The sequence below is a fragment of the Acinetobacter sp. 1124_18A genome (genome assembly GCF_052824995.1).
On the sequence record NZ_VTDF01000004.1, the window covers coordinates 186589 to 212680 of the forward strand.

Sequence of the window (26092 nt, forward strand, 5' to 3'; positions counted from 1 at the left end):
AATACATTGATATGTTTATTTTTTAGAGTAAATACTCTAAATAGTCAAGTCAGTTTATGTGTTCAAGTCTTAACCATTTGAATTATTAAAGGTTATTAAAATGTCTCAACCTAAAGCTCTGAAGACAAAAGACCGGATTTTACAAATCAGTTTGCAGCTTTTTAACGAGCGAGGTGAACGGTCAGTTACAACCAATCATATTGCTGCGGAGTTAGGTATCAGTCCTGGAAACTTGTATTATCATTTTCGGAACAAGCATGAAATCATTAAGGAATTAATGTATCAATATCAGGCCGAGACTTTGGAAGTGCTTTCTTTACCTGACGATAGACCATTAACGACCAATGATAAAATCAACTATTTTCAAGTGCTCAGCGGCCAGTTATGGAGCTACCGTTTTATTCATCGTGATGTTTATCATTTAGTTGAAAGTAACGAAGACTTTAAAAAGATTTATCCGCGTTTTGCGGGGCAGGTGATGCAGCAGGGCCAAAAGATTTATCAAGCCTTTGTAGATGCAGGTCTTATGAAAATGACGGCTTCGGAAATTGAAGCCCTCATTATTAACCTCTGGATTGTATTAACAAACTGGACAAACTTTTTGTATATGTCTGGTCATATTAGTGACAATAACCATTTAGAAGAAAAATGGGTTTGGCAAGCATTACGCCAAATGGTTTTCCTTGAAGGCCCTTATCTTATGGGGGAAAGCCGAGCAACTTATGAGCAGTTGCTTGAATCTCTTGGCCCTTCAGATCTATTTGCTAGCTTATCATCCTTAAAAGACGAATAGTTGTGCTTGTTTATTTAGGGCGCTAGAATACTCGGCCTATTAAAACATTTATCTCAATTAAGTGATATTAACCAAATGAATATGACCACTGCCAATACAGCCCGTTTACTGATTACTTGTGAAGACAAGCCAGGGATCGTACAAGCGGTATCGAGCTTTTTGTATCATCAAGGTGCAAACATTACCGCGCTTGATCAGTATGCGACGGAAGCTCAGGGCGGACGTTATTTCATGCGTGTTGAATTTGAACTTGATCATTTACAGTCGCGTAAAGATGCCTTAATTCAGACTTTTGCTGCGAACGTTGCTGAGCGTTATAGCATGCAATGGCGTCTTGCTTTCGTAGGCGATGTTAAAAAAGTTGGTATTTTAGTTTCTAAAGTTGACCATGCATTGCTTGAGTTGTTATGGCGTCATGCACGCGGTTCGTTACCTTGTGAAATTACTCATGTCATTTCAAATCATGAAGATTTACGTGAATCTGTTGAAAACTTCGGTATTCCATTTTCTGTAATTAAAGTTACTAAAGACAATAAAGCTGAAGCTTATGCGCAAATTGATGAAATGATGCAAGGTAATGATTTATTAGTTCTTGCACGTTACATGCAGATTTTAAGCGAAGATTTTGTTGCGAAATGGGAAATGAAAATTATCAATATTCACCATTCTTTCTTGCCAGCTTTTGTGGGCGCTAACCCGTATAAGCAAGCTTATGAAAAAGGTGTGAAGTTGATTGGTGCGACAGCTCACTATGTGACTGCCGACCTTGACCAAGGCCCAATTATTGAACAAGACGTTGAACGTGTGAGCCATAATTATAATGTTGAGCAATTACGTGAGTTAGGTGAAGATGTAGAGCGTAATGTATTGGCTCGTGCAGTGAAGTGGCATTTAGAAGATCGTATTATTGTTGATGGTAATAAGACTGTTGTTTTTTAAATAATACTTATTATAAAAAAGCACGCTTCTTGCGTGTTTTTTTATATTTAAAATTAATTTGAAATGATATAACATATCAATAATAAGTAGGTTTATCGTAGGATTAGATCTGTTCATAGTGTAATTAGTCTAACTATTTTAAGTTTGGCTAAACAAATCGTGAACAGGGGATATCTATTCATGTAACTATGAGAAAACTAAAGCAAAGATACTCAACTGGTAACAATCCCTGATAGAGAGTAAATGTTTTTCTCAAAAAATAGTTGCAAATGAAAACACTTCTCATTTATTATTGTGGCACTTTATTGTTCTATCCGATGTTTGAAATCGTTTCTATAAATAGAAATCTGAAATCATCATCCATTAGGTAATTAGATTCTTATGAGTCAATCTTCCGCAGCCTTAAACGCTCCCAATCCGATGAAAAAGAAAGTCATCACAGCACTAATTGCAGTTGCAATTGGTCATATCGGGGTCTTATGGGCAGTTAGCCATATTAAGCCTGCTGAATTAAAGCCAATCGATAAAAAACCTTTACAGGTACGTTTCGTAAAAATTCAAGATCAGCCAAAACCACTACCTCCTAAACCAAAGGAACCGCCAAAAAAACCGGAACCTAAAAAAGAGGTAAAAGAAGTTAAAGTTGTTGAAAAACCTGTGACACCACCGAAAAAAGTGGAAAAGATTCAACAGGTGAAAAAGGCTGAAACACCAAAACAAACAGTAAAGACAGAACCTAAAGTTGAAACCAAAGTGGTGACAACGACGACTACTGTTACTGAAAAAGTCGTTGAAAAACCAAAGCCAGTGGTACAAGAAGCACCTAAAGCTCAACCCGCTCCAGATCCATCACCAAAACGAGTTTCGATTGGTGGTTCGGGTGTACAGTGGAGTCGTTCACCACGATTAACAGTTTCTTCAAAAGATTTACAAGGCGAAGCACGCTCTATCATGGTACTGATTGAAGCCGATGAAAAAGGCAAGATTATTAATGTGCGAGTGACCAGAAGTAGTGGTATTTCAAGTCTAGATGACAAAGTTGTCCGTGCTGTTCGCGGTGCGAAATTTAAACCTTATATGGAAAACGGGGTTGCTTACCCAATTAAAGCAGAGCAACCTTTTGATTTAACCCCTTAAATGAATTTGAGTCCCAACGGCTAACCTTAATCAGGAGTTCAATATGAACTTTTCAATCTATTGGCAACATGCAGATGCAGTGAGTAAAACCCTGTATTTCATCTTATTGGCAATGTCGATTGCTACCTGGACAGTTTTCATCTTACGTTTGATGGGGACTCGCCAATTAAAGCAACAAGCTTATGCTCAACTTTCTCAGGCTATTACTTCGCTAAAAGCAAAGTTACAACCTTTGACTTTTGAACAGCGTAAAGCGGTTGCAGAACAGGCTCTACTTCGTCAAATTTCTGCTGAAAAAGTCAATGCTGAAAAAGGTATTTCTGTTTTAGGAACAATTGCTTCAATTGCACCATTCGTTGGTTTGTTTGGTACGGTATGGGGTATTTTCCATGCACTTGTTGCAGTAGGTAAAAGTGGACAAGCAGGTCTGGCTCAAGTGGCTACACCAGTAGGTGAAGCGCTTATCATGACGGGTCTTGGTCTTGCAGTTGCGATTCCTGCGGTATTGGCTTATAACATCTGTGTACGTGCTAACCGTGGTCTTGCTCATGATTTACAAGATCAAGCGCACAGCCTGTTAATTGACACGATGTTGCAGCAAGACTCAACTGTAAAGTCTGATGTTAAAACTGCACAGCAAAGTTATGTTGGAGGTCAAGCTTAATGGCTTTTCAATTGGGTGAAGACCACGATAGTGGCATAAATGAGATGAACCTCATTCCGCTAATCGATGTTATGTTGGTGTTAATGATCATCTTTTTGGTCACAGCAACAGTTGCCAACCCATCGATTCCATTAACGCTTCCTAAAACAACTGCTGAAATTATTGATCCACCACCAAAAGCAATTACGATTAGTATTAATGCAAATGGTGAAGTGGCTTGGGATACTCAAGTAATTAGCCTTGATGAGCTTCAAAAACGTTTTCAAGAAGCAGGTCAAGGTGATGTTAAACCAACAGTTCAGCTTCGTGCCGATAAAGAGTCGAAGTACGATACTGTTGCACAGGTAATGTCTCGCGCCAGTGAAGCCGGACTGAGCGATATTGCCTTTGTCAGTGAAAACTAAAATTTAGTTTACCTAATAAAAAAGCAACCAAATCGGTTGCTTTTTTATTGCTGTAATTTATTGATCTTTCATAAGATGCTGGAATTTACTATAGAGCTTGAGCAACTTAGGTGGTATTGCAAAGTTGCAATAACCTTGTGAAGGATTCTTTGCATAGTAATTCTGATGATATTCTTCGGCTGGATAGAACGTCGGAACAGGGGACAGTTCAGTCACAATATCAAGATCATCATCTTTTAGCGTTTGAATTGTATGTTCTGCTGCCTGCTTTTGCTCTTCATTATAATAGTAAATAACAGAGCGGTATTGCGTGCCCATATCATTACCTTGGCGATTTAAAGTCGTTGGATCGTGAGTCGCGAAGAATACATCGAGTAACTGGGAGTATGTTACTTGTTCTTCATCAAAATCTACCAAGATCACCTCAGCGTGCTGGGTATCTCCTTGGCATACTTGCTCGTAAGTAGGGTTAGTCGTGTGCCCACCTGCATAACCACTAGTTACTTTTTCTACACCGCGTATTTGTAAAAATACAGCTTCGACGCACCAAAAACAGCCGCCGCCAAATAATGCCTGTTGCATTGTTTTTCCCTCTATTTCCTACCTATTACAATAGGGTTTATGTATTTAAAATACAAAGTAAAGCATGTATAAAAAAGTAAAGAAAAGTGCATTACTTATTTCATTTAGCTTTAGGTAAACCTTGTCGAACGATTTGAGAGAAGTGTTCACTACTCTGATCTGAAAGCTGTTCAAAATTTGCAGTACGTGGGTTGATATGCGCAATTTGATACCACTGTTTTAAACTGACGTTTTGATTAAGTGCTTTAAGATCATATAAATAATTAGGTAAGTAACCTGAAGCGATTAGACGATAATCTTTAGGAAGTTGATATGGGTTAATCGCTTGAACCATATCAAAAATGAGAGTTGTACAGTTACTCGTGAGTGTATTGTACCACTCTGGTTTTGTACGTAACTCATCTGATTTTTTAAGATATTCTAAAAATAAAGCTTTTTGCTCAGATCGAGGCATGTTGATAGGAAAATTATAAACTTGCTCTTTGCGGACATTACTACGCGTATAGACAATATCTTTTTCATCAGAAGCAATTAAGCTCAGTTCATATTTTCTAAAAAAACCACCGATTGCCGAAAACTCTTCAGTTTTTTCTTTGCGAATCTCGATTGAGAAGACTAAAGGTTGTTGGTGTGCAAATTCAAAACTGACCAGTGTATGGGCAATTTGTGGTCCCATCCAGTAAGAGGCAATGATGTTTATTCCATTTAACTGGTTGAGGTCAAAAGTTCGAGTTTCCCAGCGAACATCATAGGTTCCATCGGGGTGCCAGTTGAAGTTACGGACATTATGCAAAGTGACTACATCGCCATGCTTTTCATAGCTCAGCATATTGGCAACTTCAGGGTTCCAGTCACGGTCTTGACGTGCAGTAATTGAAAAATACCAAACGAGAGAGCAGGCAAATGCTAAAAGGTAAATCAGGATATCTGTACGGCGGCTAACAAGATGGCCTTCAACATATAGGCCCGCCATACTCAGCGCAAAAGCAATCCAGATGCCAATGAGTATGCGGCTGCCTAACCAGCCAAAAGGTTGTTGAACCCAGAGCGCTACGCATACCCAAATACTAGAAAACACAATAAACAGCGTGAATAGACTATGTAACAGCCCAAAAACTAGAGCAATAATAAATTCACGTGTTCCGATATTGTGCATAGGCATCCATTGAATTATTTTTTATAAGTGGCAAACTCGAATGAAGTCCCTGATTTTTCATCAACTTGCTGTTCACTTGCAGTTTTATGAAATTCACTCGGTATTGTTGGATAATGTGCATCACCTTGCACATCTAAGTCAACATGAGTAAGTTCAAGACGGTCTGCAATTGACAAAGTTTGCTTGAATATCTCACCGCCACCAATGATGAACAATGCCTGCTTTTCAGTATTTTTTACATCTTCTAAAGCTGCATTTAAAGCATCTTCAATTGAATAGGCAATTTTAACGCCATCAAATTGCCAGTTAATATCACGGGTAATGACCCAGTTCACACGGTTTGGTAGAGTACGGCCCATAGACTCAAGGGTTTTACGACCCATCACAACCACACCACCTTGGGTGATTTCTTTAAAATGTTTTAAGTCGGCAGAAATATGCCATGGCAACGCATTGCCTTTACCAATACAGTGGTTTTTATCCATTGCCACAACGTGAACAACTTCTACATTTTGCCATGCCATAATCTTATTCTCTAAACCGTAACCTAATGAAATTTGAGTCGTTGTTATACTGCAACTGGTGCTTTAATTGCAGGATGCGACTCATAACCTACAATTTCAACATCTTCAAATTTGAAATCAAATAAGTCTTTTACTTCTGGATTCAGTTTCAATTGGCAGAGTGGTAAAGGTTCACGTGTCAATTGAAGTTGTGCTTGTTCAAAATGATTGACATAAAGATGCGTATCACCGCCTGTCCAAACAAAGTCACCGACTCCTAAACCGCACACTTGAGCAATCATATGGGTGAGTAGAGCATAGCTCGCAATGTTAAAAGGCACGCCCAAGAATACGTCTGCACTACGTTGATAAAGTTGGCATGACAGCTTGTTATCTTGTACGAAAAATTGAAAAAGCGTGTGGCAAGGTGGTAAGGCTACTTGTCCAGCTTCGTTCGGGTTCCAACCAGAAATAATTAAACGACGTGAGTTTGGGTTGGTTTTAATTTCATTGATTAACCATTTAATCTGGTCAAAACCATCTTGATTATAAGTACCGTCAGCATTTTTGGTTGCGCCGAAATTACGCCATTGATGACCATACACTGGGCCAAGCTCATGCTCTGGGCGGCCAAAACGAGCAGTTTGTTCTGCTGTTGCCCATTCGTCCCAAATGGAAACTTTATTATCTTTTAGATATTGGACGTTGGTGTCGCCTTTTAAAAACCAAAGTAACTCAATCACAATAGAACGGAAGTGAACTTTTTTTGTGGTGAGTAAAGGAAAACCTTTAGAGAGATCAAAACGCATTTGATGACCAAATACAGAACGGGTTCCTGTGCCTGTACGGTCGCCTTTGTCACCGCCATTATCAAGGATATGTTGTAGAAGGTCTAAATATGCACGCATAACACTCTCGAGTTCGGATTAATTCCATAAAATAAAGGGGGAGATAGCTCAACGATAAATAATTACGCAATAGAGCTGCTTCATCATGAACCACTGAAGATGATACCTGTTGTAGCTCAAGATGAAAATCTAAAAATGGTTCTATAGCATTTCAATGGGTGTAATTAATCAAATCGCTTGGCACGATTTTGATAAATTGAAACAAGGAAAAAGCCAACCAGTACAAAGCCTAAAGCTTGTATCGCAAGAATCCATTTGTCCTGAGCAGGAAGCAGATACATCAAAATAACAATGATAAAAATAGGATAGATGCTGCTTAAAAGTCCAACGCTCGATTTATATGATTTGTTATTTGAAATTTTGCTATTTAAGTAATGTCCAACATGTAAACCAAAACCGAAAATAAGGCTGAGTACTGTATAAATAGGAGACAAGGGCTGAACTTGATTAGCTACGTAAACTGCCACACAAACGGCAACAATAAAGATGAGTTTGATATGGCGCGGAGCGTTGTACCAATAAGCCAACATGAAAACAAAACCTATTTATTAAAAAGTGATTGCGGTGAAAAAATAAAAGCTGCCAGCGCCATAAAAGCAATTCCCTGAACGCCCCAGATCAGCAAGTTAGGCATTGCTTTAACAAAAATTAGAGCGAATAGAAGTGCGATAGGTATCCAAGTCAAGAGGCGGTAAAATAACCCAGTCGGATTTTTTTGAGCAAAGTGCAATTTAAAGTAACGGCAAATTAAAAAAATTACCCCAGTTCCAGTAAACATCAGAATCGTATCTAAAGGCAGTGGTTGGTATTGATATAGCGCAATGCAAATAAGCAGCGTAATAATTAAAATCACTAGTTTTTTAAATGTCGGGACTTGCGTGTTAAACCAGAATTCCAGCATGGTATATCTTCATCTTGGGAGAATAAAAACTGTAGCATAAAAAAGAAAAGAGGAGCCGAAACTCCTCTGATTTAGATGTTAACTATTCTTTTGTGGACCCCAGTCGTAAATTTTCTTTTGATAGGCATACCACATCATCCAAAGGCCAATTAGCAACATTGGAATTGTTAGAATCTGTCCTTTCGTCATCCAGCCAAACAGAATAAAACCTTGGTCGGCATCAGGCTGACGGAAGAATTCCATAACAAAGCGGGCAACGCCATATCCCATTAGGAATAGGGCAGAAACAGCCATACGTGGACGCGGTTTTGAACTAAACCACCACAAGATAATGAATAGAATCAAACCTTCACAAAGCGCTTGATAGATTTGTGATGGATGGCGAACCAGGTGTAACGGATCCGTTGGGAAGATCATACCGAATGGATAATTCGGGTCAGTTACAGCACGACCATATAACTCTCCACCAATAAAGTTACCAATGCGTCCGAACATTAAACCAGTTGGTACACAAGGGGCAATAAAGTCGAGCGTCTGGAACCATGTTTTTTGGTATTTTTTACACCAAAATAGCATAGCAACCATAACACCGAGAAAGCCGCCGTGGAAACTCATGCCACCTGTCCAGACTTGAAATAACCAAATCGGATTTTCGAGGAATTTATCAAACTCATAGAAAAGGACATAGCCGACACGACCGCCCAGAACAACACCTAGGGCACCATAGAACACTAGGTCGGAAACCATGTCTGATGTCCAGCCATCACGTTGTTTCGCACGGTAGGAAGCAAGTCCCCAAGCACATAAAAATGCCAATAAATACATGAGTCCATACCAATGGACTTGAAGAGGTCCTAAGTGTATTGCGACCGGATCGATATTAGGATAGGTCAGCATTGCTGCTCCTTGATCTTACGTTTTGACAGATTGTAGCGGAATGATGTGAAAAATGTTGTACATTCAATGTGTAAAGATAGGGAACAAGAATTAATGTGTATTGTGGCTTTAGCATGGCATGTTCTGGATGATATGCCCTTGTGTCTTATGTCAAATCGGGATGAGTTTTATCATCGTCCAACAGCTTTGTTGCATCAGTGGAAACATACACCAATTGTTGCAGGGCAGGACTTACAGTCGGGTGGCACTTGGATGGGCGTTACCCCTCAAAGTCGATGGGCTGTTTTAACCAACTTTCGTGATGGGCGAGACCAAAAAACTTATGAAACTTCTCGGGGCCATTTGGTTCAGGCTTTTTTAGAATCTGATTTATTGCCGATTCGATTTGCTCAACAATTAGAACAGCAGCAACAGAACTTTGCTGGTTTTAATTTGTTTATGGGAAATGCTGACCAAGCTGTCTATATGAGTAACCGAGGTGAAGCTCCTCAAGTATTGGCTAACGGTGTTTATGTAGTTTCCAATGGCTTGATGTCTGAACATTGGGAAAAAACCAGACATTTACGAACGCGCTTTACGCAAGAGTTTTTGCCTATGCTTCAACACCAGACAGAAGAATTAACCTTGCAAAATGCGGCGTGGGATATTCTGGAAGATGAGCGTAAGGTCACAACGGCATTATTACCGAATACTGGCATTCAAGCAGAAATGGAAGAGTTATTATCATCCACCTTTATTCAAAGTCCCGTGTACGGAACACGCTGTTCGAACTTTCTAAGAATGACCAATAATGAATGGCTTTGGTTGGAAAAGACTCAACAGGGTGAATACAGCGGTCAAATTGTTCAGCAGCAGGTTCTCTTAAATCGATAGAAATAAAAATGCCGATCAATTGATCGGCATTTTTATAGGCATAAACAAATTAGCCTGCGATTACACCGCCATCTTTACGGGTAATCACAACAGTTGCTGAACGTGGACGTGCAGTTTTGTTGCTTGGGTCTTTCTGGGTTGCTGGCCAGTTACTGTCTGGTGTCGCATAATTTTTAGAATCTTCACCAGGATGTTGAACATTAATAAAAATAGCTTTGTGGTCAGGTGTCATGGCAATGCCTGTAATTTCACATTGCTTTGGTCCAACCAAGAAACGGCGTAATGTTGAGTCTGTAACTTTAGCGCCGACTAACGTTTGTTGGCCATTTGAAGTAGTTGCAGCAGCGCCATCACCAATCTGACCAGGTAGTGCAGCAAGCATCATACAGTTCGTAACATCAGTATATGCGCCATCATCTGTTTGAATCCAAAGCACACCACGTGGGTCAAACCACATCCCGTCAGGAGATGACAAATCATTGTTGTCTGTGAGACCCGATAAGTTGATGTTTGAAGCCATAGATGCTTCTGCACCAAATAGGTAGATATCCCATTTGAAGGTTTCAGCAGTCGTTTTGTCATCGGTTTCTTTAAAACGAATAATGTGACCGTTCACATTACCTTTTTGGGTGGTTGTTCCATCCTTAAGGTCTGTATAGTTACGTGGATTGGCTGCATCAGTTGCATAATCTTTACCACGGTTTGAGTTATTGGTTAGAGTTACATAAATTTCGCCGTTTACTGGATTGACTGTACACCATTCTGGGCGGTCCATTTTGGTAGCACCGACTGAGTCGCCCGCCAAACGTGCAAATGTCACAACGTCCGCTTGAGATTTGAAAGGGTAGGTGGTGTTGCTTTCATTTAAGCCATTTTTACCATAGCTAAGTTCAATCCATTGACCTGAACCATCGTTATTAAACTTGGCAACATACAATTTGCCAGCGTTCATATATTTGTCGCCAGTCGTATAACCGCCGTTTACATCTTTGGCATCCCACACTGCGCTAGAGACAAATTTGTAGATGTATTCACCGCGAGAGTCATCGCCCATATAAAATGCTAATGGTTGACCTGCTACAGCACGGCAAGCACTGTCTTCATGTGCAAAACGGCCTAACGATGTTCTTTTAACTGGGTTTAGACGGTTATCAAAAGGATCAATCTCAACCATCCAACCGAAAGTATTTGGTCCGTTGCGATAGTCCTGTGTAGGCTGTGCAGCTTTTACATCGGCATTCCAGCGGTCATACAAGTCTTGTGACTCAACTTGACCAATTGCTGTTTCCCAGCCGTAGCGTGAACTTGTGCCTAAATAAATTTGTCGCCCTTGTCCATCAACATTAGGGATTAACTCACCGTTTTTATCTTTTAAATAAATGATCTTGCCCTCTGTATCTTTTTTAGGAGCACCTTTTTCATCTTTCTCATAGAGGTAAAGTTCATCTTTTTTAACGCCTAAACCATAACGTTTTAATGCAATTTTTTCTGCATCGGTACGTGCATATTCATCGCTACCTGAACGTTGGAAATAACCAATAAAGTTTTCTTCGGTAGTTAAGTATGTGCCCCAAGGCGTATAACCGTTACCGCAGTTATTATGGGTACCACGAGTTTGACGACCAGCAGGTGAGAAACGAGTTGCAAGCAAACTAGACCCAGCAGCAACACCTGCAAAATTCATCTCTGTTGATGCTGTAATGCGGCGGTTAAAAATTGATTTTTTATCAATTACTACTTTTTGAGTTGTTGCATCTTTCTTGATATGAACAATTGAAACGCCATGTGCATTGGTTTCACGAATCACTTCATCTTCAGGGCGGCGTCCATTAACTTTTGTTGGGCCTTTAGGGTGCAAGAAGGTCTGGTTGATATATTCGTGATTCATTACCAACAAACCTTCAGTCGAAACACTTTCATCAAAGTTGTTTTTTGACGTATTTAAACCAAAGAAATGCATACCGTCATGGCAATCACCAGAACGGAACTGGAAGCTTGGACCAGATGGAATATTATTGTCATCCCAGTCGCCAAAAGCAGGGTTGATTGAATCACCTAAAGCGTAAATGACATTTGCTTCATAGCCTTCTGGTACAGTCACAATATCGTTGTGGTTTTTTGCAACTGCCGTGAAAGTTAATTTTTCTGGTTTTTTATTTGGGTCTACCGGTGGGATTCCACCGTTGTTAGAACCTGAGTCATCATTACTATCATTACAGCCTGTTAAAGTAGAGGCTAAAGTTAAAGCTACAGCACCGCTTGCTGCTTTAGTAATTAAACTACGGCGACTTACATGTTGTTCTAAAATGTCACGAAAGTGGATGTTGTCAGAAGTATTATTGTCCAGTTCTTGATCTTCATGATATGGCGTCAGCTCTGTCATGGGAAATTCCTAAGTAAGTAAAGAAATAAAGAGATTGTTCTAAAAATCTTCATTAGCTTAGTTGGGTAGTGTGACGAGGCTTTGACGTTTTGATGATAGGTTTGTGAAATATTTGATCGTTTAGTCAAAAAAAGAAACCTGCACAAGGCAGGTTTCTTCTATTTTGGTGAAAGAGATTATTTTTTTACAACAGATGGAGCAATTGGGTCGGCAGTGATATAGCCAACCGCTGCTGCAAATTTATTGCTGTAGTTTGTATTAATGGCTGTATCAATTTGCGAAAGTAAATCTGCACTGATACCAGTACGAACACCGTTAGTTTCTTTGTAGAAACGGTTCCATTCATCACCTGGATGTTGGAAGTTACTCATGATGTAAGTCCAACCATTTACTTCATCAACTGCGTGTAGACCTGTTGACTCTGCACCTGCTGGTGTAGACAAGATACGGATGAGCTGTTTAGTGTCGACATTGTAAGCCCATAAGAAGTTATTTAAGTGGTTACCAGAGTCTTCACCGATAAATAACGTACGTAACTTTTCAGAGAACTTCAAGTTGTCAGGGCTAGCAATCTGTTCTGGGTCAGCAGTGTTACCTAAGCTGTCAAAGCTAATGTCTTTACCTTTAATGAGAAGACTAGATTGGCTAGGTACCCATTCACTGTTAATTGCTACATTTGCGCTGTCCTTTTGACCTCCTGTCAGTTTATGCTCCAAAATACCACCAGCCGTGATTTTTGGGAATTTAACGTTGTGCTCAGCAAGGTAACCGCTACCACCTTCAACCATTGAATCAACAATGTTAGCTAAAGCTGAATATGCGCGTTTATCTGCAATATTTACAGTCGTACCTTCGTTCTTAGTCAATGCCATTGAAGCGCCAACGTAAGCAGCATAACGGTGTGTCTCAAGGAAAGCAGCTGCAAGTTTAGTTTTGTCGCTGTTATCTTTAAGCTTTAGATAAACACCAGTTTTGCTCAAATAAGTAAATTTGAAACCTTGTGCTTCTAATTCTGCTTTTTGAGCAGCTTGTTGGAGTTTTAAACGATCTTTCGCAGCTTTTGCTAAAACTTGTTGTTCAGGAGTACCTTTATCGCCTGCATCAATAGCATCTTTTTCTGCTGTCGTTGCATCGTTTGGATATTTGGCAATTTGTAGAACTGATTCGAAAATATCAGTTCCTTTAATACCGCTCTTGATTAGGTTCTCAATCTCTACACTTGTTGCATGACCAAGCTTGATCCATGAGATCTGACCTGTCGTTGTATCTGTAAGTACTGTTGTATATTTTGCAACGTAAAGTGTGCCGGCAGATAAGTCTTTCTCTTTATCTGCAACGAACATGAAGAGACCACCATTGGTGTAGTCGTCACCCATCAAAACTGTACGGTTATCTGGGAAAACTTGCACAAGCTCATGTGAAATACGGCCTAAACAGTAGTGCTTTGTCACACGACCCGTACCATCTGCATTTACGGTAATTTCTGGTAAATGACCGTAGTTATATGGGTTTGCTGCATTTTCATCACCATACACATTTTTACTGAATGCTTTAAGTGTTGAAAGTGATTGACCTAACTTTTGGTTGAAAGCATCTGGCTCATATTCTTCACTCGATAAATGAGTTCCCCATGGTGATAAGCTTGCACCACAAGTAATCCATAGGCCATGTGCACTTGAAGTGTCTACATTGTGATATTTAATTAAAGTCAAATGACCAGTTTTCGGGTCTTGATCTAAAGTTAGCACTGCTATCGGAGATGATAATTTACCGTACGTATCACCACCATTTTGGTCTTTTGATAAATATTCAAACTGAACCACATGGAACACCGGGTTACCAGTTACACCTAATGCTTTCTTGTCTGCATCTGTGAAATCTTTGCCAGTTGCTTGTTTGAAGCTAATCAGAGAACTACCATCTGGACAGTCAGAGAAGAATTGACGTTCTTTACCTGCAACTGATTTGTCAATAATTGGCTTATTATTAATGTCAACATAACCACCCGCGATAATCTTTCCGCCTTTACCATCAGGAACTTCTGTACCTGTTAAGAAGAATGGTTTGTAAGCAAGTTGATATTCAGTTTTACTGCCATCTTCCCATGAAATAGCAAGCTTTGATGCACATGCTGTTGTTGCGATCTCTGCTACAGTAGACGGTGCAGGCATTGATGTGAACGTTGCATTTTTAAAGTTAATTGGTTTTGATGGAGTGGTAACGTCTGAATCATCATTGCTATCGTTACATCCTGCTAACGTTGCTGCCGTAGCCATCGCACCTAATGGAAGAAAAGGGATCCCCGTAAACCATTTTAAAATGTCGCGACGTGTTGGGTGGTTAGAAGCAGTTGTCATAATAAATCCGTAACTTTTGTGAGTATATTTGTTGAGTTGATTCTATGGACTGGAAATGACACTTTTCTTACATTTTTAAGTCACTTTGAAGACAGTTTATGGCTTTGTAGATTAAAAAGTGGTCTATATAAAAAAGCCTGAACTTAGAGGTTCAGGCTTTTCTTAAAAATTATTTTATTCAGCAGATTGAGCTTTTCTTTTCTCAAGAATTTTACCGAACAATAATCCAAGTTCGAAAAGCAACCACATCGGGATAGCCAACATCACCATAGAGATTGCATCAGGTGGGGTAATGAACATCGCTACAAAAAAACAGCCCACAATGATAAAACGTCTTTTTTCAGCAAGACTTTTTGTATTTACCACACCAATTAAAATCAGTAGAAGCGTCGCGATTGGAATTTCAAAAGTGACACCAAAAACTAAAAACAGCTTTAAGCAAAAGCTTAGGTAGCTATTAATATCCGTCATAGGTGCAACAGTTTCAGGCGATACACTAATAAAGAAATGTAAAATTGCAGGAAGTGTAATGTAGTATGCAAAGGCAACTCCAGCATAGAACAAAACAATACTGCCGATGAGTAATGGCAGCGCTAAATGACGTTCTTTTTGATATAACGCTGGGCGGACAAAAGTCCAGATTTCATAAAGAATAAATGGCATTGCCAGCACAAGCGCGACAAATAAATTGAGCTTAAAAGGCGCCATAAAGGTTGCAGTTACATCAGTAGCAATCATTGAAGATGATGCAGGAAGTTGCAGCCTTAAAGGTTCAGATAATAATTGGTAAGTGTTATTTCGAAAGGGTAATAAGCAAAAGAATAAAAATAATGTTACCCCGACAATCCTAAATAAATGACGTCTTAAAACGACCAAATGGTTCATGATTGGCATTTGGTCTAAATTTTCTTGTGTATTTACAGTCGTTGAAGGCAGTTGGTTCATACGGCAATCTTCAATTTTACGGGAGGTGTTTCTAAAGTGTCGCTTTGAGATGCCAAAGGTGTAAATTTGGCAAGAAAGGGCACTTCATAATTACCCGATACAGGGGAGTACATCGTAGACTGAGATATCGTTTCAGCTACCTCAGTTTTTTCTGAGTTGTCTGAAGTAGTCTGTTTTTGTATTTCTTCAAGTTGTTGTTGTACTTTACGTTCTAGTGCTTCAATGCGGTTGAGTTCTTCTTGCATTTCTTTTCGAAATTCAGAAAGACGCAACTCTTGATCAATCTCATTTTGCAAATTGGTAATATAACGTTTTAGGCGAACATACCAGCGACCAGCAAAGCGTGCGGCTTCTGGTAGTTTATCTGGGCCTAAAACTAAAATTGCAATAATTGCAAAACAGAGTAGCTCTGTCATTCCTACATCAAGCATGGTGGAAAACCTTTAGCTTTTCACTGATGTGCTGTCAGGGGTTTTGACTTGGGCATCAATTGTACGTGGAGTATTAAGCGCAGCAGCTTCGTCTTCTTCACGAACTGATTTTTTAAAGTCTTTTACTGCACCGCCTACGTCTTTACCGATATTTTTTAATTTAGATGTACCGAATAATAAAATAACGACAATTGCAAAAATAACGACGTGCCAAATAGATAAACCGGCCATGATCTTATACCTCTTTTCAGTTCGCTTTATATCAACAGGTTGCTATGACAACAATGTGACATTTATATGTCATTTTTAAGACAATAGCCGTCAGTCAAAATCTAAAAAGGTAGTTCTATAAAGGCTGTATTTGATTTTTTATTTTAGAGATAGCTGGAAAATATACGCTTAAATTACTTGAAAAGGAGAGTACATTTCATTTTGAAAAGGTGTAGCATAACAAACTGATTTTGATGGGTGAAAGGATAAAACGTGGCATTATTGCTCCCAATATTTGCTTTTATTGTCGGACTTCTGCTTGCCCAGACTTCTATTTCAGAAACTTTAAAACCTATCCTTTCAGCATGGCTTGCACGCTTGCTTATTCCAGTTGTTATTATTTACAACATGGTATTTTATCAACCGGGTAGTTTGAGTTTAATGCTCTTTAGCTTCGGTTCTGCATTTCTTCTGTTCTTTGCTTATTTAGCGTTATTTAAAGACAGGTTATTAGCGCTTTGTGTGAGCTATACCAACATGGGATGGCTAGGCTTTCCTTTTGCCATGGCATTATTTGGTCCTAAAGCTACTGCTCCGATAGTGGCGCTATATATTGGTGTTTCGATTTTTGGAAATGCATGGGCCGTAACTGCTGTAACGACGGCACCGCAAAGCAAGCTCAACATATTAAAAAAGGTTTTAAGCTCTCCACCTTGTATCTCGATATTCTGTGCACTTGTCCTCAGACTTTTAGGTGCTCAACATATTGAACATCCAGCTATACATTGGATTTATGAGGTAGCTAAATTTGTAATGACTTTTGCTGGGATGTGTGTGCTCGGAATGTGGTTACGCTGTACCCGAGTTTATGCCAAAGACTTAATTTACAGTACCAAAGCTCAAACATTTAAAGTGGTATGTGGACTTATTCTTTGTGGACTAACGTATAGATTTCTACCAATTCCAAATATAAGTCAGCACATTGGAGTGATGTTTTTAATGTTTTGTCTGCCACCAGCAGCCAATATTGTAGCGCTTGAAACACATTATCAAGGAACGGGAAGATCTGCTGCTTATATCGCATCAGGGACGATTGTGAGTTGTGTGTGTATTGCGATTTATGCTGTGTTTTTGCATCTTTATTTCTAGGGAAGCCAGTTAGATCATCCGGCCTTAGAATAGTGGTTATATGCTTGTTTTGTGTATGTAGGTAATATTTACTTTTGTTTCGTCAAAAGTAACAAAACCATTTGTCGAACTGACGACACATCCTTGATGTTGCAGTTCGACGGGCGAAATCCATGTCGCCTAGCACGATAGCAAATGGCTTTAAAGTTAAACTAAAACCGATAAAAGTTTTACTTCTGCAAACTCTCTCTAAATAACTGCATCGCTTGCCCGCGATGACTAATCTTATTCTTGTCTTCTTTAGACAGTTCAGCGCTAGAAACTTGTAACTCAGGCAACCAGAACAGTGGGTCATAACCAAAGCCATTTTCACCACGTGCAGCTTCTAAAATTTCGCCGTGCCAGATGCCTTGGAAAATCTGTGGTAAAGGGTCTTCAGCATGGGTTATTAAAGCAAGCACACACACAAACATGCCTTCAATCACTTCACCATTTTTACGAAATGGTAAAAGATCATTTAATAATTTGGCATTGTTCGCTGCATCGTCACCGTGTTCTCCAGCATAGCGTGCTGAATAAATACCAGGTGCGCCGCCTAAGGCAGGAACACAAATGCCTGAGTCATCAGCCATAGCAGGTTTACCTGAAATTTGAGAGGCATGACGAGCTTTAATAATGGCATTTTCAATAAAGCTTAAGCCATCTTCAATTGCATCGGGAATATTAAGGCGACCTTGAGGAATAATTTCTACAGGTAACTTAAGCTTTTCAAAAAGTTTTTCAAACTCAGTGACTTTACCTTTGTTATTGCTGGCAAGAACTAAACTGCCCTGATCAAACCAATGTGGGGTAGACATAATAAAACCAAACTTTATAGCTAATATCGAACGTGAGTTATGTTACGTGTTTTTTAAGAGGGGATATAGAGGGAAACAAATAGAATATAAATGAGACGATCTAAACTAAAACCACCTTGTAGAGCATACAAGGTGGTTTTAGTCGAGTAAGGTTTTTTTACGGATGAACCGTTATTATTGTGCTTGAATCCATTTGTCTGCACGGTCACGTGCTGTACGGATTTGTTCTTGAGTCAAGTTAGCCGCAAGAGCAGTTTTCTTACCTTCTGATAAGCTAATTACTTTATTGTCGAGCATGCCATCACGAGTTGAAAGCTCATACCACTGGTAAGCACCTACGTAGTTTTTCTTTTGCTCTTCCATCATCGCGAGGTTATAGCTTGCACGGTTATCACCATTGCTTGCTGCTTTCTCGAAGTATTTGCGAGCCATTGACTCATCTTTTCTAACACCAATACCGTCGGCATACATACGGCCTACGTTTAATTGAGCTGGTGATAAACCTTGATCAGCTGCTGCTTTAAACCATGTGAAAGCTTGCTTTTCATCTTTTTCTACATCTTTACCATATTGGTAGTGTGTACCAAGGTAAAATTGTGCGCCTGCTTGACCAGCTTTTGCAGCTTTCTGAAGGTCACTCACCCCCATTGTTGAAAAGCGTGCAGCCTGACTCGCAACCGATTGTGGCTGGGCGATATAATCTGCATGAGCCTGCATACTTAGCAGTCCTGCAAATAGTGTGCTAAATAATGTCTTTTTCATAGTGCACTCACTCGATAAATAGCGACTTCACCAAACAAATTAGGAACATGTTTGCTTAACAGGCTTCCCTGCTGATTTCCATTGACGGCGAGTCGATTAATAATTTGTATCTGATTTTCCGCACAAAGTGCTTCGAAATCTTTAAATGTACATAAATGAATATTGGGGGTGTTATACCACATATATGGTAAAGCATCCGATACAGGCATCATTCCTTTTAATGCAAGAAAAGAGCGAGTCTTCCAATGCGCAAAGTTTGGAAAAGTAATAATTGCCTGTTTACCCACACGCACCATGTCTCTTAATAAAACATCCGGTGCATCTACAGCTTGCAAAGCCTGTGCCATAACCACATAGTCAAAAGACTGGTCGGCAAAACGGCTCAAACCGAGATTCAAATCTTGTTGAATAATATTTAACCCGCGACTGACGGCAATTGCAATCTTTTCTTGATCAATTTCTAAACCATAAGCACGAATTTGATGCTTTTGGCTCATATGAGCGAGTAATTCACCATCGCCACACCCTAAATCGAGTACGCTTGAGCCGGGTTTAATCCACTTTTCTGCCAGTTGTTGATCAATACGCATTAGCTTGCCTCCAGTGATGTCGATTTTAAATGTTCTTCACCGCCTAAGAAAGCGCGCATGGTTTTGACATACAGTGGAATCGGGAATAAGAACGAGTCATGACCCTGTTCTGCATCAATATCGAGGTAACTTACTGGCTTATGATTGGTAATAAGTGCATCTACAATTTCTTGAGAGCGACTAGGGGCAAAACGCCAGTCTGTTGTAAATGACACAATCAGGAACTGACATTTGGTTTTACTCATCGCTTCTGTTAACGAATGATTGTATTCACGTGATGGATCAAAATAATCCAAAGCTTTGGTCATGATGAGATAAGTATTGGCATCAAAGTTACGGCTAAACTGTTCGCCTTGATAACGAAGATAGCTTTCAACCTGAAACTCGACATCAAAACCATACATAAATTTGCCAGATTTTAAATCACGGCCAAATTTTTGTTTCATTGCTTCTTCTGAAAGATAGGTGATATGGCCCACCATGCGAGCCAAAATCAGGCCGCGTTTCGGGTAACTATCATTTTCTAAATAACGACCATGATGGAAGTCTGGGTCAGACAAGATTGACTGACGCGCCACCTCGTTAAATGCAATATTCTGTGCTGAAAGCTTTGGTGCACTGGCAATAATCACACATTTTTGTAAGCGTTCAGGATAGTCTACTGACCATTGTAGTGCCTGCATGCCCCCTAAAGAGCCACCAATAACGGCATACCAAATATTTATACCCAAAAGGTCTGAAAGCATGGCTTGCGTTTTGACCCAGTCACGTACTGTAACTAATGGGAAGTCCGGTCCATAAGGGCGATTATCATTTTCAGGATTTGGTGACGTTGGGCCAGTTGAACCACTACATCCACCAATATTATTTAGTGAAACTACAAAAAACTTATTCGTGTCGATTGCCTTACCCGGACCAATACAGCCATCCCACCAGCCAGCTTTTTTATCATCCTCATGGTGATAACCCGCTGCATGATGATGTCCGGAAAGAGCGTGACAGATTAAAATGGCATTTGATTTATCTGCATTTAAAGTGCCATAAGTTTCAACCATTAATTCAAAACGTGGCAAAACACGACCACATTCAAGATGTAATGGTTCTTCAAATTGGAACTTTTGCGGAGTGACTAACCCCACTGAATCAGCTGGAAAAGACACGGGAACATTTCGCCTTTTAAATCTTTCAGGAATAAAAAGAAAGGATACCAAGCTAGGTATCCTTTCAAAAGAGTTTTTTTAAAATTAAACAGCGGCAGCAATAACTTGCTCTGTACTTAAAACACCTTGATCAATCAAGCGGTTGGTACATGCAATAATTGCTTCAATTGATGAGGTGACTGTGTTGTCGTGAACACCCGCACCAAATGAGCCTCTGCCTGTACCTTTCACTTGAAGTTCAATCAAGGTTAACGCTTTCGCATTTGCGCCAGAACTAATACTGCGTTCTTCATAGTTCAACACGTCAATTGGTAACTGAAGCGCATTTAAGAATGCAGAGATTGGTCCATTACCTTCACCGCGAAGTTGTTGAGTTTCACCTTCAACATCAACATCAAGTTCGATGATTTGAGTGCCATTAATGTCAGATAATCTGTAGTTTTTGACTGTGTAATGGTGATTTTTCACATCAGCATAAGTGTCTTTAAATAAGGTCCAGATTTCTTTTGCATTAATTTCTGTACCATTATCATCAGCATATTGTTGAACAACCTGACTGAATTCGATTTGTAAACGACGAGGCAACACAACGTTGTAGTTCGCTTCTAATAAGTAAGCGATACCGCCTTTACCAGACTGACTATTTACACGAATAACTGCATCGTAGTCGCGGCCCAAATCTTTCGGATCGATTGGCAAGTAAGGCATGTCCCAGATTTCTTCGTTTTTCTGGTACTCAAAGCCTTTTTTGATTGCATCCTGATGTGAACCCGAGAATGCTGTAAATACCAAGTCACCTGCATATGGATGACGAGGGTGTACAGGTAAGCCAGTACATTCCTCAACCGTTGCAATCACTTCATTAATGTTAGAGAAATCTAACTCTGGCGCTACACCTTGGGTGTACATGTTCAACGCAATAGCAGCAACGTCAACGTTACCCGTACGTTCGCCATTACCAAACACACAACCTTCAACACGGTCAGCACCTGCCATAATTGCAAGTTCTGATGCGGCAATACCACAGCCACGGTCATTGTGACAGTGAACAGAAATGATCACGCCATCGCGACGGGCCAAATTACGATGCATCCATTCAATTTGGTCTGCATAAACATTTGGCGTAGAAACTTCTACAGTTGCTGGTAAGTTTAAAATCACCTTATGGTCTGGACGCGCATCCCAAATTTCTGTGACGGCATCACAGACATCTTTAGCGACTTCTAATTCAGTTGCAGAGAAACACTCTGGGCTGTACTGGAAAATCCAGTCCGTTTGAGGATATTGCGCCGCATATTCTTTAACTTTTTGAGCAGCATTAATTGCTAACTGTTTTGCGCCATTAACATCTACATTCAACACCTTTTGACGGAAGGTTGGAGAGTTAGAGTTATAAATATGCACAATTGCACGTTTAGCACCTGCCAAAGATTCAAAAGTACGTTCAATTAAGTGGTCACGTGCTTGAACCAAAACTTCAATATATACGTCATCGGGAATATGATTTTCTTCAATCAACAAGCGCGTAAAATCGAAGTCGATTTGAGATGCAGAAGGGAAGCCGATTTCAATATGTTTGAAACCGATTTTTACAAGCATTTTGAACATTTTGAATTTTTGTTCCATGTCCATTGGTTCAAAAATTGCTTGGTTGCCGTCACGTAAGTCGGTGCTCATCCAGATTGGCGCTTTTGTAATTTCGTTATTTGGCCATTGGCGATCTGGTAAATCCACTCGTTGGTACATACGGCGGTATTTTTTGCTTGGGTCAGCCAACATCATGAGAAAACTCCTTGTCTCGTAGCGCAGTTGCTCTGGATATATTTAAAAGGCAACGTCTCTACTTAATATATGGTATCTAATTCAGAAAAATTAAAGGGAATTGCAAAGTACTGCTTTAGAAAGCAGACAAAATTTTTATACGCGCGCTTGGCGCAGCATCAGGAGTTGCGGATGATGTCTTGCTTGAGTAGGCTGGGCAAACAAGTAATTTGTTTTCATCTCTAGACCGTGAAATAATAAGTTTGATGGTTTGATGGTTTGATGGTTTGATGGTTTGATGGTTTGCTGGTAATCTTGATATTTAGATATATCACATCTAAACAACGATTACACCTTGTGCAAAATTCTTATAGTAATTTTAATCTCAGAAATTAGAAAATAATTTTCTAATTTTGCGCAGTTTTATGTTTTTGAGAAAAAAAATTTCATGTTTTTGCCATATTAAGGTAAAAGAAACTACATGATCTCAATAAGGCAAAAATAAATGTAGTTACAGCTCTGACCACATTCGAATTAAATTATGATAAATATTGGTGAGTTTCATGACTTCTGAATAGTTGTCGCCGTGTGCTTTACGCAATTCCCGAATACTTTCATCTAAGTTAAATAAAAGATGGCGTTTACTATCGTCGCGTACCAAACTTTGAACCCAGAAAAAAGAAGCGAAACGAGTACCAGACGTAATGCTACTGACTTCATGAAGGCTGGTCGAAGGGTAGAGCACCACATCACCTGCGGGTAATTTAACTTCGTGATAACCATAAGTGTCTTCAATAACGAGGTCACCACCTTCATATTCATCAGGTTCACTTAAAAACAATGTACAAGATAAATCGGTGCGGAGCTGCTCAGAAGTCCCACGGATAAGACGAATTGAGTTGTCCACGTGAAAACCGAAGCTTTCATGTTCATCATAACGATTAAAAAGCGGTGGAATAATTTTGTGGGGAAGGGCCGCAGCCTGAAATACTGGATTTTGCCAAATTGCTTTAATGACAATATCACTTAAATGATGGGTAAGCGGGTCTTGTTCAGAGAGTTGCTGATTTCTTTTAACCGACGCAGACAAGGTGCCAGCAGTCACTTTTCCACCTACCCAACTTGCGTCATTCATGAGCTTATGAAATTCGGCAACTTGCTCTTTGCTTAAAACATTAGGGATATGATGAATCACAGCAAACACCTTTTAATATAGTTACTTCAATTGTAAAAATAGCCTCGTGACGAGGCTATTTTATATGAACTTTAATTAATTCCATAAATAAATTATGGAATTTAATCTTAGTACTTAAAGTTAATCGCTAAGACTGCATTACGACCATTACCTTCAAACGCGTAGTGTGCTGCATGTGCACTTGTGAAATAGCGCTTATCAGAAATATTATTGATATTAAGCTGTAAGTTTACGTTCTTGTTCACATCGTATTTAGCCATTGCGTTGTAAATAGTATAAGTTGGCAAGTATTTTGGAGCAGTTGTGTTCACAAAAACTTGATCACGGTATTCAACACCAGCACCTAAAGTCAATTGAGGCATAACTTTATACGTTGACCACAAAGTCGCGCTGTTTTTAGCTACGAACGGAAGAGGTTTTCCTTCCTGAGCGATAGCATTGTATGCAGCTTCAGTGATTTCGCTATCTAAATAGCTATAACCTGTAGATACATCCCATTTGTCGGTAATCTTTCCGTTCAAGCTAATTTCGAATCCATCAACTTTACTTTTACCTGCATTAGTAGTCGTGTTCGGGTCAATTTGGATACGAGTATTTTGCTTTTCAGTACGGAAAACTGCTGCAGTTAAATTAGCACGGTTATTAAATAGGTCCCATTTAGTTCCTAGTTCAAACGTACGAGCTTCTTCTGGCTTTAGATCATTTGCACTCGCACTTGCAGTCCCTGAGTCGCTAATAGAATCTGAACCTGTATCACCTTCAGCAAGCACGCCTACAGGATTCGCTGAAGTTGCATAGCTTAAATAAATACTACCATCTTCTGTTGGTTTAAAAACTAAACCAGCTTGGTAAGAGAAGTAATCTGTATCGCTTTCTAGTTTATCACCGGCTTTATGAGGTGTACGTCCACCTACGTCCTTATTATATTTTTTCTCAGTATCGAATTTATCCCAACGAACACCTACATTAAGTAACCATTGTGGATTAAATTCAATACTATCTAAAGCATAAACACCTACATTATGACTACGCGTTGTAGATTGTGCTGTAATAGATCCGCGTTTATCAGTAAATGCACCATTTCCTGGATTATTTAAACTTGTACACCAGCCATTTGCTACGGCGGCAGCTGAAGTACAGTTTTGAATATTGCTGTCTAAAATGGTTGAGGTGGTTTCACCTGCAGCATTAGTAAATGTATGTACACCTTGATCAGTTTCTTGGAAGCTCCATTCAGTACCAACATTAAAAGAATGTTTTAATGAACCAGTATTAAATTTACCTCTTAAAGAAAGTTGATCGCTATAAGCATCGCTATCCAAAATACGGCTTAAAGCACGACGAGCTATTGTACCTCTGTAAATATTACCCTTAGAGTCATCAGCATTCGTATAAACATAATCAGATTTAGATTTGTTGTAAGTTGCTACATTCGACAAGGTAAGATTTTCATTAAAATCATGTTCTAGCTTAAACGTACCAATATGGTTTTCGCGTTTATCGAAATCACGTGCTTTCCAACCATAGTAGGTACCCGCTTTTACATCAACAGGCTTACCATCACCAGGAGTCACAATAACCCCAGCAGGAGGAGTCGTTGGGTTTGCATTGTTAAATGGAATACCTGCATCTGGTTCATCATTACTACGTAAATAGTAGTAACTTAGTGTTCCACGAGTTGCCGTATCTAGACCAAACGCCAGACTTGATGCAATACCTGCACGGGCATATTCAGCGCCGTTACTTTGACCAGCTTTTTCATTTTCATGGCCCATAATAACAACACGGCCAGCAATTCCGTTACCGAAGTCTTTGTTGGCATCGAGTTGGATATGACGATAGTTGTCAGTACCACCTTGAACACTACCTTGGTAAACGTCACCTTCATGAGCAACTTTAGGAATTAAATTGATACTTCCACCCACGCTACCGCCACCACCTAGGGCAGAAGAAGAGCCCTTAATCACTTCAACTTGTTCGATGGCAAACATATCACGGCTTTGTGAAGTTGTATTGCGAACACCATCAACATAAATAGAAGATTGACCGCTATAACCACGGATGTAAGGCATATCTGTAAATGGGGTACCGCCTTCACCTGCACCTAAAGTAATGCCTGGTTCATAGCGTAAAGCTTCGAGTAGGGTATTAGAGTTTGTATCTTTAATTAATTTTTGAGAAAGAATAGAGACTGATTTTGGCGTGTCTTTGAGGGGAGCTACGAATTTAGAATTTGCTGACTGATCTACTTTTAAAGATTCTTCTTGAGTCGCTTGAGCATGAATCGTTGGTAATTGTGAAATTGCTTCTTGTGCCATGGCTGTTGTTGCAATCATTGATAGCGATGAAGCTATCGCAGATGAAACAATTTTTTTACGTGTTCTAATCAAAGACATGACTTCAGGACTCTAAAACTAAAAGGTTATGCGAATAATAATAATTCTTATTTATATGTACAGTTTGTGTTAATTGGATTTGCCAATTGAATTGTGAAGATAAAGTGAATGATTAAATAGGGAATTGTACTTTTGTGTAGCTAATCTACTGATTCTTAGT

Annotated in this window: 25 protein-coding genes and 1 pseudogene; 7 read left to right on the forward strand and 19 right to left on the reverse strand. The window is 39.5% G+C overall.

Annotated elements, in window-relative coordinates; translation table 11 throughout:
* Positions 1–100: 100 nt before the first annotated feature.
* From FY048_RS10780 to FY048_RS10800, 5 genes are all read left to right on the forward strand, one after another.
* Complete coding sequence (locus tag FY048_RS10780; protein WP_005302132.1) at positions 101–793, forward strand: TetR/AcrR family transcriptional regulator; 693 nt, start codon at positions 101–103, stop codon at positions 791–793.
* A gap of 75 nt (positions 794–868) precedes the next feature.
* Positions 869–1732, forward strand: coding sequence for a formyltetrahydrofolate deformylase (purU, locus tag FY048_RS10785; protein ID WP_016139339.1), 864 nt, complete (start codon positions 869–871; stop codon positions 1730–1732).
* A gap of 381 nt (positions 1733–2113) precedes the next feature.
* The gene (locus FY048_RS10790; protein ID WP_424614153.1) at positions 2114–2869 is read left to right on the forward strand and encodes a TonB family protein; all 756 of its coding nucleotides are present in this window, start codon (positions 2114–2116) and stop codon (positions 2867–2869) included.
* A 43-nt stretch (positions 2870–2912) separates the two neighbouring features.
* Complete coding sequence (locus FY048_RS10795) at positions 2913–3533, forward strand: MotA/TolQ/ExbB proton channel family protein (protein ID WP_042894723.1); 621 nt, start codon at positions 2913–2915, stop codon at positions 3531–3533.
* Entirely contained in the window at positions 3533–3937 is a 405-nt protein-coding gene (locus FY048_RS10800; RefSeq protein ID WP_446091111.1) for an ExbD/TolR family protein, read from the forward strand. Before FY048_RS10795 ends, FY048_RS10800 begins: the two co-directional genes overlap by 1 nt.
* Positions 3938–3994: 57 nt before the next feature.
* Here FY048_RS10800 and msrA read toward each other — a convergent pair whose 3' ends face one another.
* The 7 genes and pseudogenes from msrA to lgt all read right to left on the reverse strand — a co-directional run bounded on the left by msrA (position 3995) and on the right by lgt (position 8884).
* Entirely contained in the window at positions 3995–4519 is a 525-nt protein-coding gene (gene msrA / locus FY048_RS10805; protein ID WP_252610459.1) for a peptide-methionine (S)-S-oxide reductase MsrA, read from the reverse strand.
* A gap of 100 nt (positions 4520–4619) precedes the next feature.
* Complete coding sequence (locus FY048_RS10810; RefSeq protein WP_446091112.1) at positions 4620–5675, reverse strand: Lnb N-terminal periplasmic domain-containing protein; 1056 nt, start codon at positions 5673–5675, stop codon at positions 4620–4622.
* A 14-nt stretch (positions 5676–5689) separates the two neighbouring features.
* Entirely contained in the window at positions 5690–6199 is a 510-nt protein-coding gene (locus tag FY048_RS10815; protein ID WP_446091113.1) for a dihydrofolate reductase, read from the reverse strand.
* A 44-nt stretch (positions 6200–6243) separates the two neighbouring features.
* The gene (gene thyA / locus FY048_RS10820; RefSeq protein ID WP_003654809.1) at positions 6244–7086 is read right to left on the reverse strand and encodes a thymidylate synthase; all 843 of its coding nucleotides are present in this window, start codon (positions 7084–7086) and stop codon (positions 6244–6246) included.
* Between the two features lie 160 nt (positions 7087–7246).
* Positions 7247–7616 (reverse strand): annotated as a pseudogene (locus FY048_RS10825) (hypothetical protein); the annotation flags it as partial.
* An 11-nt stretch (positions 7617–7627) separates the two neighbouring features.
* A complete protein-coding gene (locus FY048_RS10830) occupies positions 7628–7987 on the reverse strand; it encodes a hypothetical protein (RefSeq protein ID WP_446091114.1) in 360 nt (119 codons plus the stop codon).
* 78 nt (positions 7988–8065) lie between these two features.
* A complete protein-coding gene (gene lgt, locus FY048_RS10835; RefSeq protein ID WP_092707274.1) occupies positions 8066–8884 on the reverse strand; it encodes a prolipoprotein diacylglyceryl transferase in 819 nt (272 codons plus the stop codon).
* 93 nt (positions 8885–8977) lie between these two features.
* On the opposite strand from lgt, the gene FY048_RS10840 reads away from it, so the two are divergent.
* Entirely contained in the window at positions 8978–9757 is a 780-nt protein-coding gene (locus tag FY048_RS10840; RefSeq protein WP_446091185.1) for an NRDE family protein, read from the forward strand.
* Between the two features lie 49 nt (positions 9758–9806).
* On the opposite strand, the gene FY048_RS10845 is transcribed toward FY048_RS10840, so the two are convergent.
* The 5 genes from FY048_RS10845 to FY048_RS10865 all read right to left on the reverse strand — a co-directional run bounded on the left by FY048_RS10845 (position 9807) and on the right by FY048_RS10865 (position 16104).
* Positions 9807–12140 carry a PhoX family protein gene (locus FY048_RS10845; RefSeq protein WP_446091115.1) on the reverse strand — a complete coding sequence of 778 codons (2334 nt, stop codon included), beginning with the start codon at positions 12138–12140 and terminating at the stop codon, positions 9807–9809.
* Between the two features lie 176 nt (positions 12141–12316).
* Positions 12317–14497, reverse strand: coding sequence for a PhoX family protein (locus tag FY048_RS10850; RefSeq protein WP_446091116.1), 2181 nt, complete (start codon positions 14495–14497; stop codon positions 12317–12319).
* A 174-nt stretch (positions 14498–14671) separates the two neighbouring features.
* Positions 14672–15442, reverse strand: a complete 771-nt coding sequence (gene tatC / locus FY048_RS10855) for a twin-arginine translocase subunit TatC (protein ID WP_004794778.1) — start codon at positions 15440–15442, stop codon at positions 14672–14674.
* A complete protein-coding gene (gene tatB, locus FY048_RS10860) occupies positions 15439–15873 on the reverse strand; it encodes a Sec-independent protein translocase protein TatB (protein ID WP_446091117.1) in 435 nt (144 codons plus the stop codon). Before tatB ends, tatC begins: the two co-directional genes overlap by 4 nt.
* 12 nt (positions 15874–15885) lie before the next feature.
* Positions 15886–16104 carry a Sec-independent protein translocase subunit TatA gene (locus tag FY048_RS10865; protein ID WP_003654829.1) on the reverse strand — a complete coding sequence of 73 codons (219 nt, stop codon included), beginning with the start codon at positions 16102–16104 and terminating at the stop codon, positions 15886–15888.
* 252 nt (positions 16105–16356) lie between these two features.
* On the opposite strand from FY048_RS10865, the gene FY048_RS10870 reads away from it, so the two are divergent.
* Complete coding sequence (locus FY048_RS10870) at positions 16357–17232, forward strand: AEC family transporter (protein WP_446091118.1); 876 nt, start codon at positions 16357–16359, stop codon at positions 17230–17232.
* Between the two features lie 209 nt (positions 17233–17441).
* Here the strand turns inward: FY048_RS10870 and rdgB are convergent, their stop codons facing one another.
* From rdgB to FY048_RS10905, 7 genes are all read right to left on the reverse strand, one after another.
* Complete coding sequence (gene rdgB, locus FY048_RS10875) at positions 17442–18068, reverse strand: RdgB/HAM1 family non-canonical purine NTP pyrophosphatase (RefSeq protein ID WP_446091119.1); 627 nt, start codon at positions 18066–18068, stop codon at positions 17442–17444.
* Between the two features lie 174 nt (positions 18069–18242).
* Positions 18243–18830: a tetratricopeptide repeat protein gene (locus tag FY048_RS10880; protein ID WP_017391301.1), complete on the reverse strand. Its 588-nt coding sequence runs from the start codon at positions 18828–18830 to the stop codon at positions 18243–18245.
* Positions 18827–19420, reverse strand: coding sequence for a methionine biosynthesis protein MetW (gene metW / locus FY048_RS10885; protein ID WP_001217230.1), 594 nt, complete (start codon positions 19418–19420; stop codon positions 18827–18829). Before metW ends, FY048_RS10880 begins: the two co-directional genes overlap by 4 nt.
* Complete coding sequence (gene metX / locus FY048_RS10890; RefSeq protein ID WP_446091120.1) at positions 19420–20580, reverse strand: homoserine O-succinyltransferase MetX; 1161 nt, start codon at positions 20578–20580, stop codon at positions 19420–19422. Before metX ends, metW begins: the two co-directional genes overlap by 1 nt.
* An 84-nt stretch (positions 20581–20664) precedes the next feature.
* A complete protein-coding gene (gene leuA, locus FY048_RS10895; RefSeq protein ID WP_446091121.1) occupies positions 20665–22362 on the reverse strand; it encodes a 2-isopropylmalate synthase in 1698 nt (565 codons plus the stop codon).
* A gap of 490 nt (positions 22363–22852) precedes the next feature.
* Positions 22853–23536: a Fe2+-dependent dioxygenase gene (locus tag FY048_RS10900; protein WP_446091122.1), complete on the reverse strand. Its 684-nt coding sequence runs from the start codon at positions 23534–23536 to the stop codon at positions 22853–22855.
* A 107-nt stretch (positions 23537–23643) separates the two neighbouring features.
* A complete protein-coding gene (locus FY048_RS10905; protein ID WP_446091123.1) occupies positions 23644–25932 on the reverse strand; it encodes a TonB-dependent receptor in 2289 nt (762 codons plus the stop codon).
* Between the last annotated feature and the right edge of the window lie 160 nt (positions 25933–26092).

Bases quoted from the DNA above. Each gene is read 5' to 3' on its own strand.
- FY048_RS10780 (WP_005302132.1), top strand. From the start codon at position 101: ATGTCTCAACCTAAAGCTCTGAAGACAAAAGACCGGATTTTACAAATC.
- purU (WP_016139339.1), top strand. From the start codon at position 869: ATGAATATGACCACTGCCAATACAGCCCGTTTACTGATTACTTGTGAA.
- FY048_RS10790 (WP_424614153.1), top strand. From the start codon at position 2,114: ATGAGTCAATCTTCCGCAGCCTTAAACGCTCCCAATCCGATGAAAAAG.
- FY048_RS10795 (WP_042894723.1), top strand. From the start codon at position 2,913: ATGAACTTTTCAATCTATTGGCAACATGCAGATGCAGTGAGTAAAACC.
- FY048_RS10800 (WP_446091111.1), top strand. From the start codon at position 3,533: ATGGCTTTTCAATTGGGTGAAGACCACGATAGTGGCATAAATGAGATG.
- msrA (WP_252610459.1), bottom strand. From the start codon at position 4,519: ATGCAACAGGCATTATTTGGCGGCGGCTGTTTTTGGTGCGTCGAAGCT.
- FY048_RS10810 (WP_446091112.1), bottom strand. From the start codon at position 5,675: ATGCACAATATCGGAACACGTGAATTTATTATTGCTCTAGTTTTTGGG.
- FY048_RS10815 (WP_446091113.1), bottom strand. From the start codon at position 6,199: ATGGCATGGCAAAATGTAGAAGTTGTTCACGTTGTGGCAATGGATAAA.
- thyA (WP_003654809.1), bottom strand. From the start codon at position 7,086: ATGCGTGCATATTTAGACCTTCTACAACATATCCTTGATAATGGCGGT.
- FY048_RS10830 (WP_446091114.1), bottom strand. From the start codon at position 7,987: ATGCTGGAATTCTGGTTTAACACGCAAGTCCCGACATTTAAAAAACTA.
- lgt (WP_092707274.1), bottom strand. From the start codon at position 8,884: ATGCTGACCTATCCTAATATCGATCCGGTCGCAATACACTTAGGACCT.
- FY048_RS10840 (WP_446091185.1), top strand. From the start codon at position 8,978: ATGTGTATTGTGGCTTTAGCATGGCATGTTCTGGATGATATGCCCTTG.
- FY048_RS10845 (WP_446091115.1), bottom strand. From the start codon at position 12,140: ATGACAGAGCTGACGCCATATCATGAAGATCAAGAACTGGACAATAAT.
- FY048_RS10850 (WP_446091116.1), bottom strand. From the start codon at position 14,497: ATGACAACTGCTTCTAACCACCCAACACGTCGCGACATTTTAAAATGG.
- tatC (WP_004794778.1), bottom strand. From the start codon at position 15,442: ATGAACCAACTGCCTTCAACGACTGTAAATACACAAGAAAATTTAGAC.
- tatB (WP_446091117.1), bottom strand. From the start codon at position 15,873: ATGCTTGATGTAGGAATGACAGAGCTACTCTGTTTTGCAATTATTGCA.
- FY048_RS10865 (WP_003654829.1), bottom strand. From the start codon at position 16,104: ATGGCCGGTTTATCTATTTGGCACGTCGTTATTTTTGCAATTGTCGTT.
- rdgB (WP_446091119.1), bottom strand. From the start codon at position 18,068: ATGTCTACCCCACATTGGTTTGATCAGGGCAGTTTAGTTCTTGCCAGC.
- FY048_RS10880 (WP_017391301.1), bottom strand. From the start codon at position 18,830: ATGAAAAAGACATTATTTAGCACACTATTTGCAGGACTGCTAAGTATG.
- metW (WP_001217230.1), bottom strand. From the start codon at position 19,420: ATGCGTATTGATCAACAACTGGCAGAAAAGTGGATTAAACCCGGCTCA.
- leuA (WP_446091121.1), bottom strand. From the start codon at position 22,362: ATGATGTTGGCTGACCCAAGCAAAAAATACCGCCGTATGTACCAACGA.
- FY048_RS10905 (WP_446091123.1), bottom strand. From the start codon at position 25,932: ATGTCTTTGATTAGAACACGTAAAAAAATTGTTTCATCTGCGATAGCT.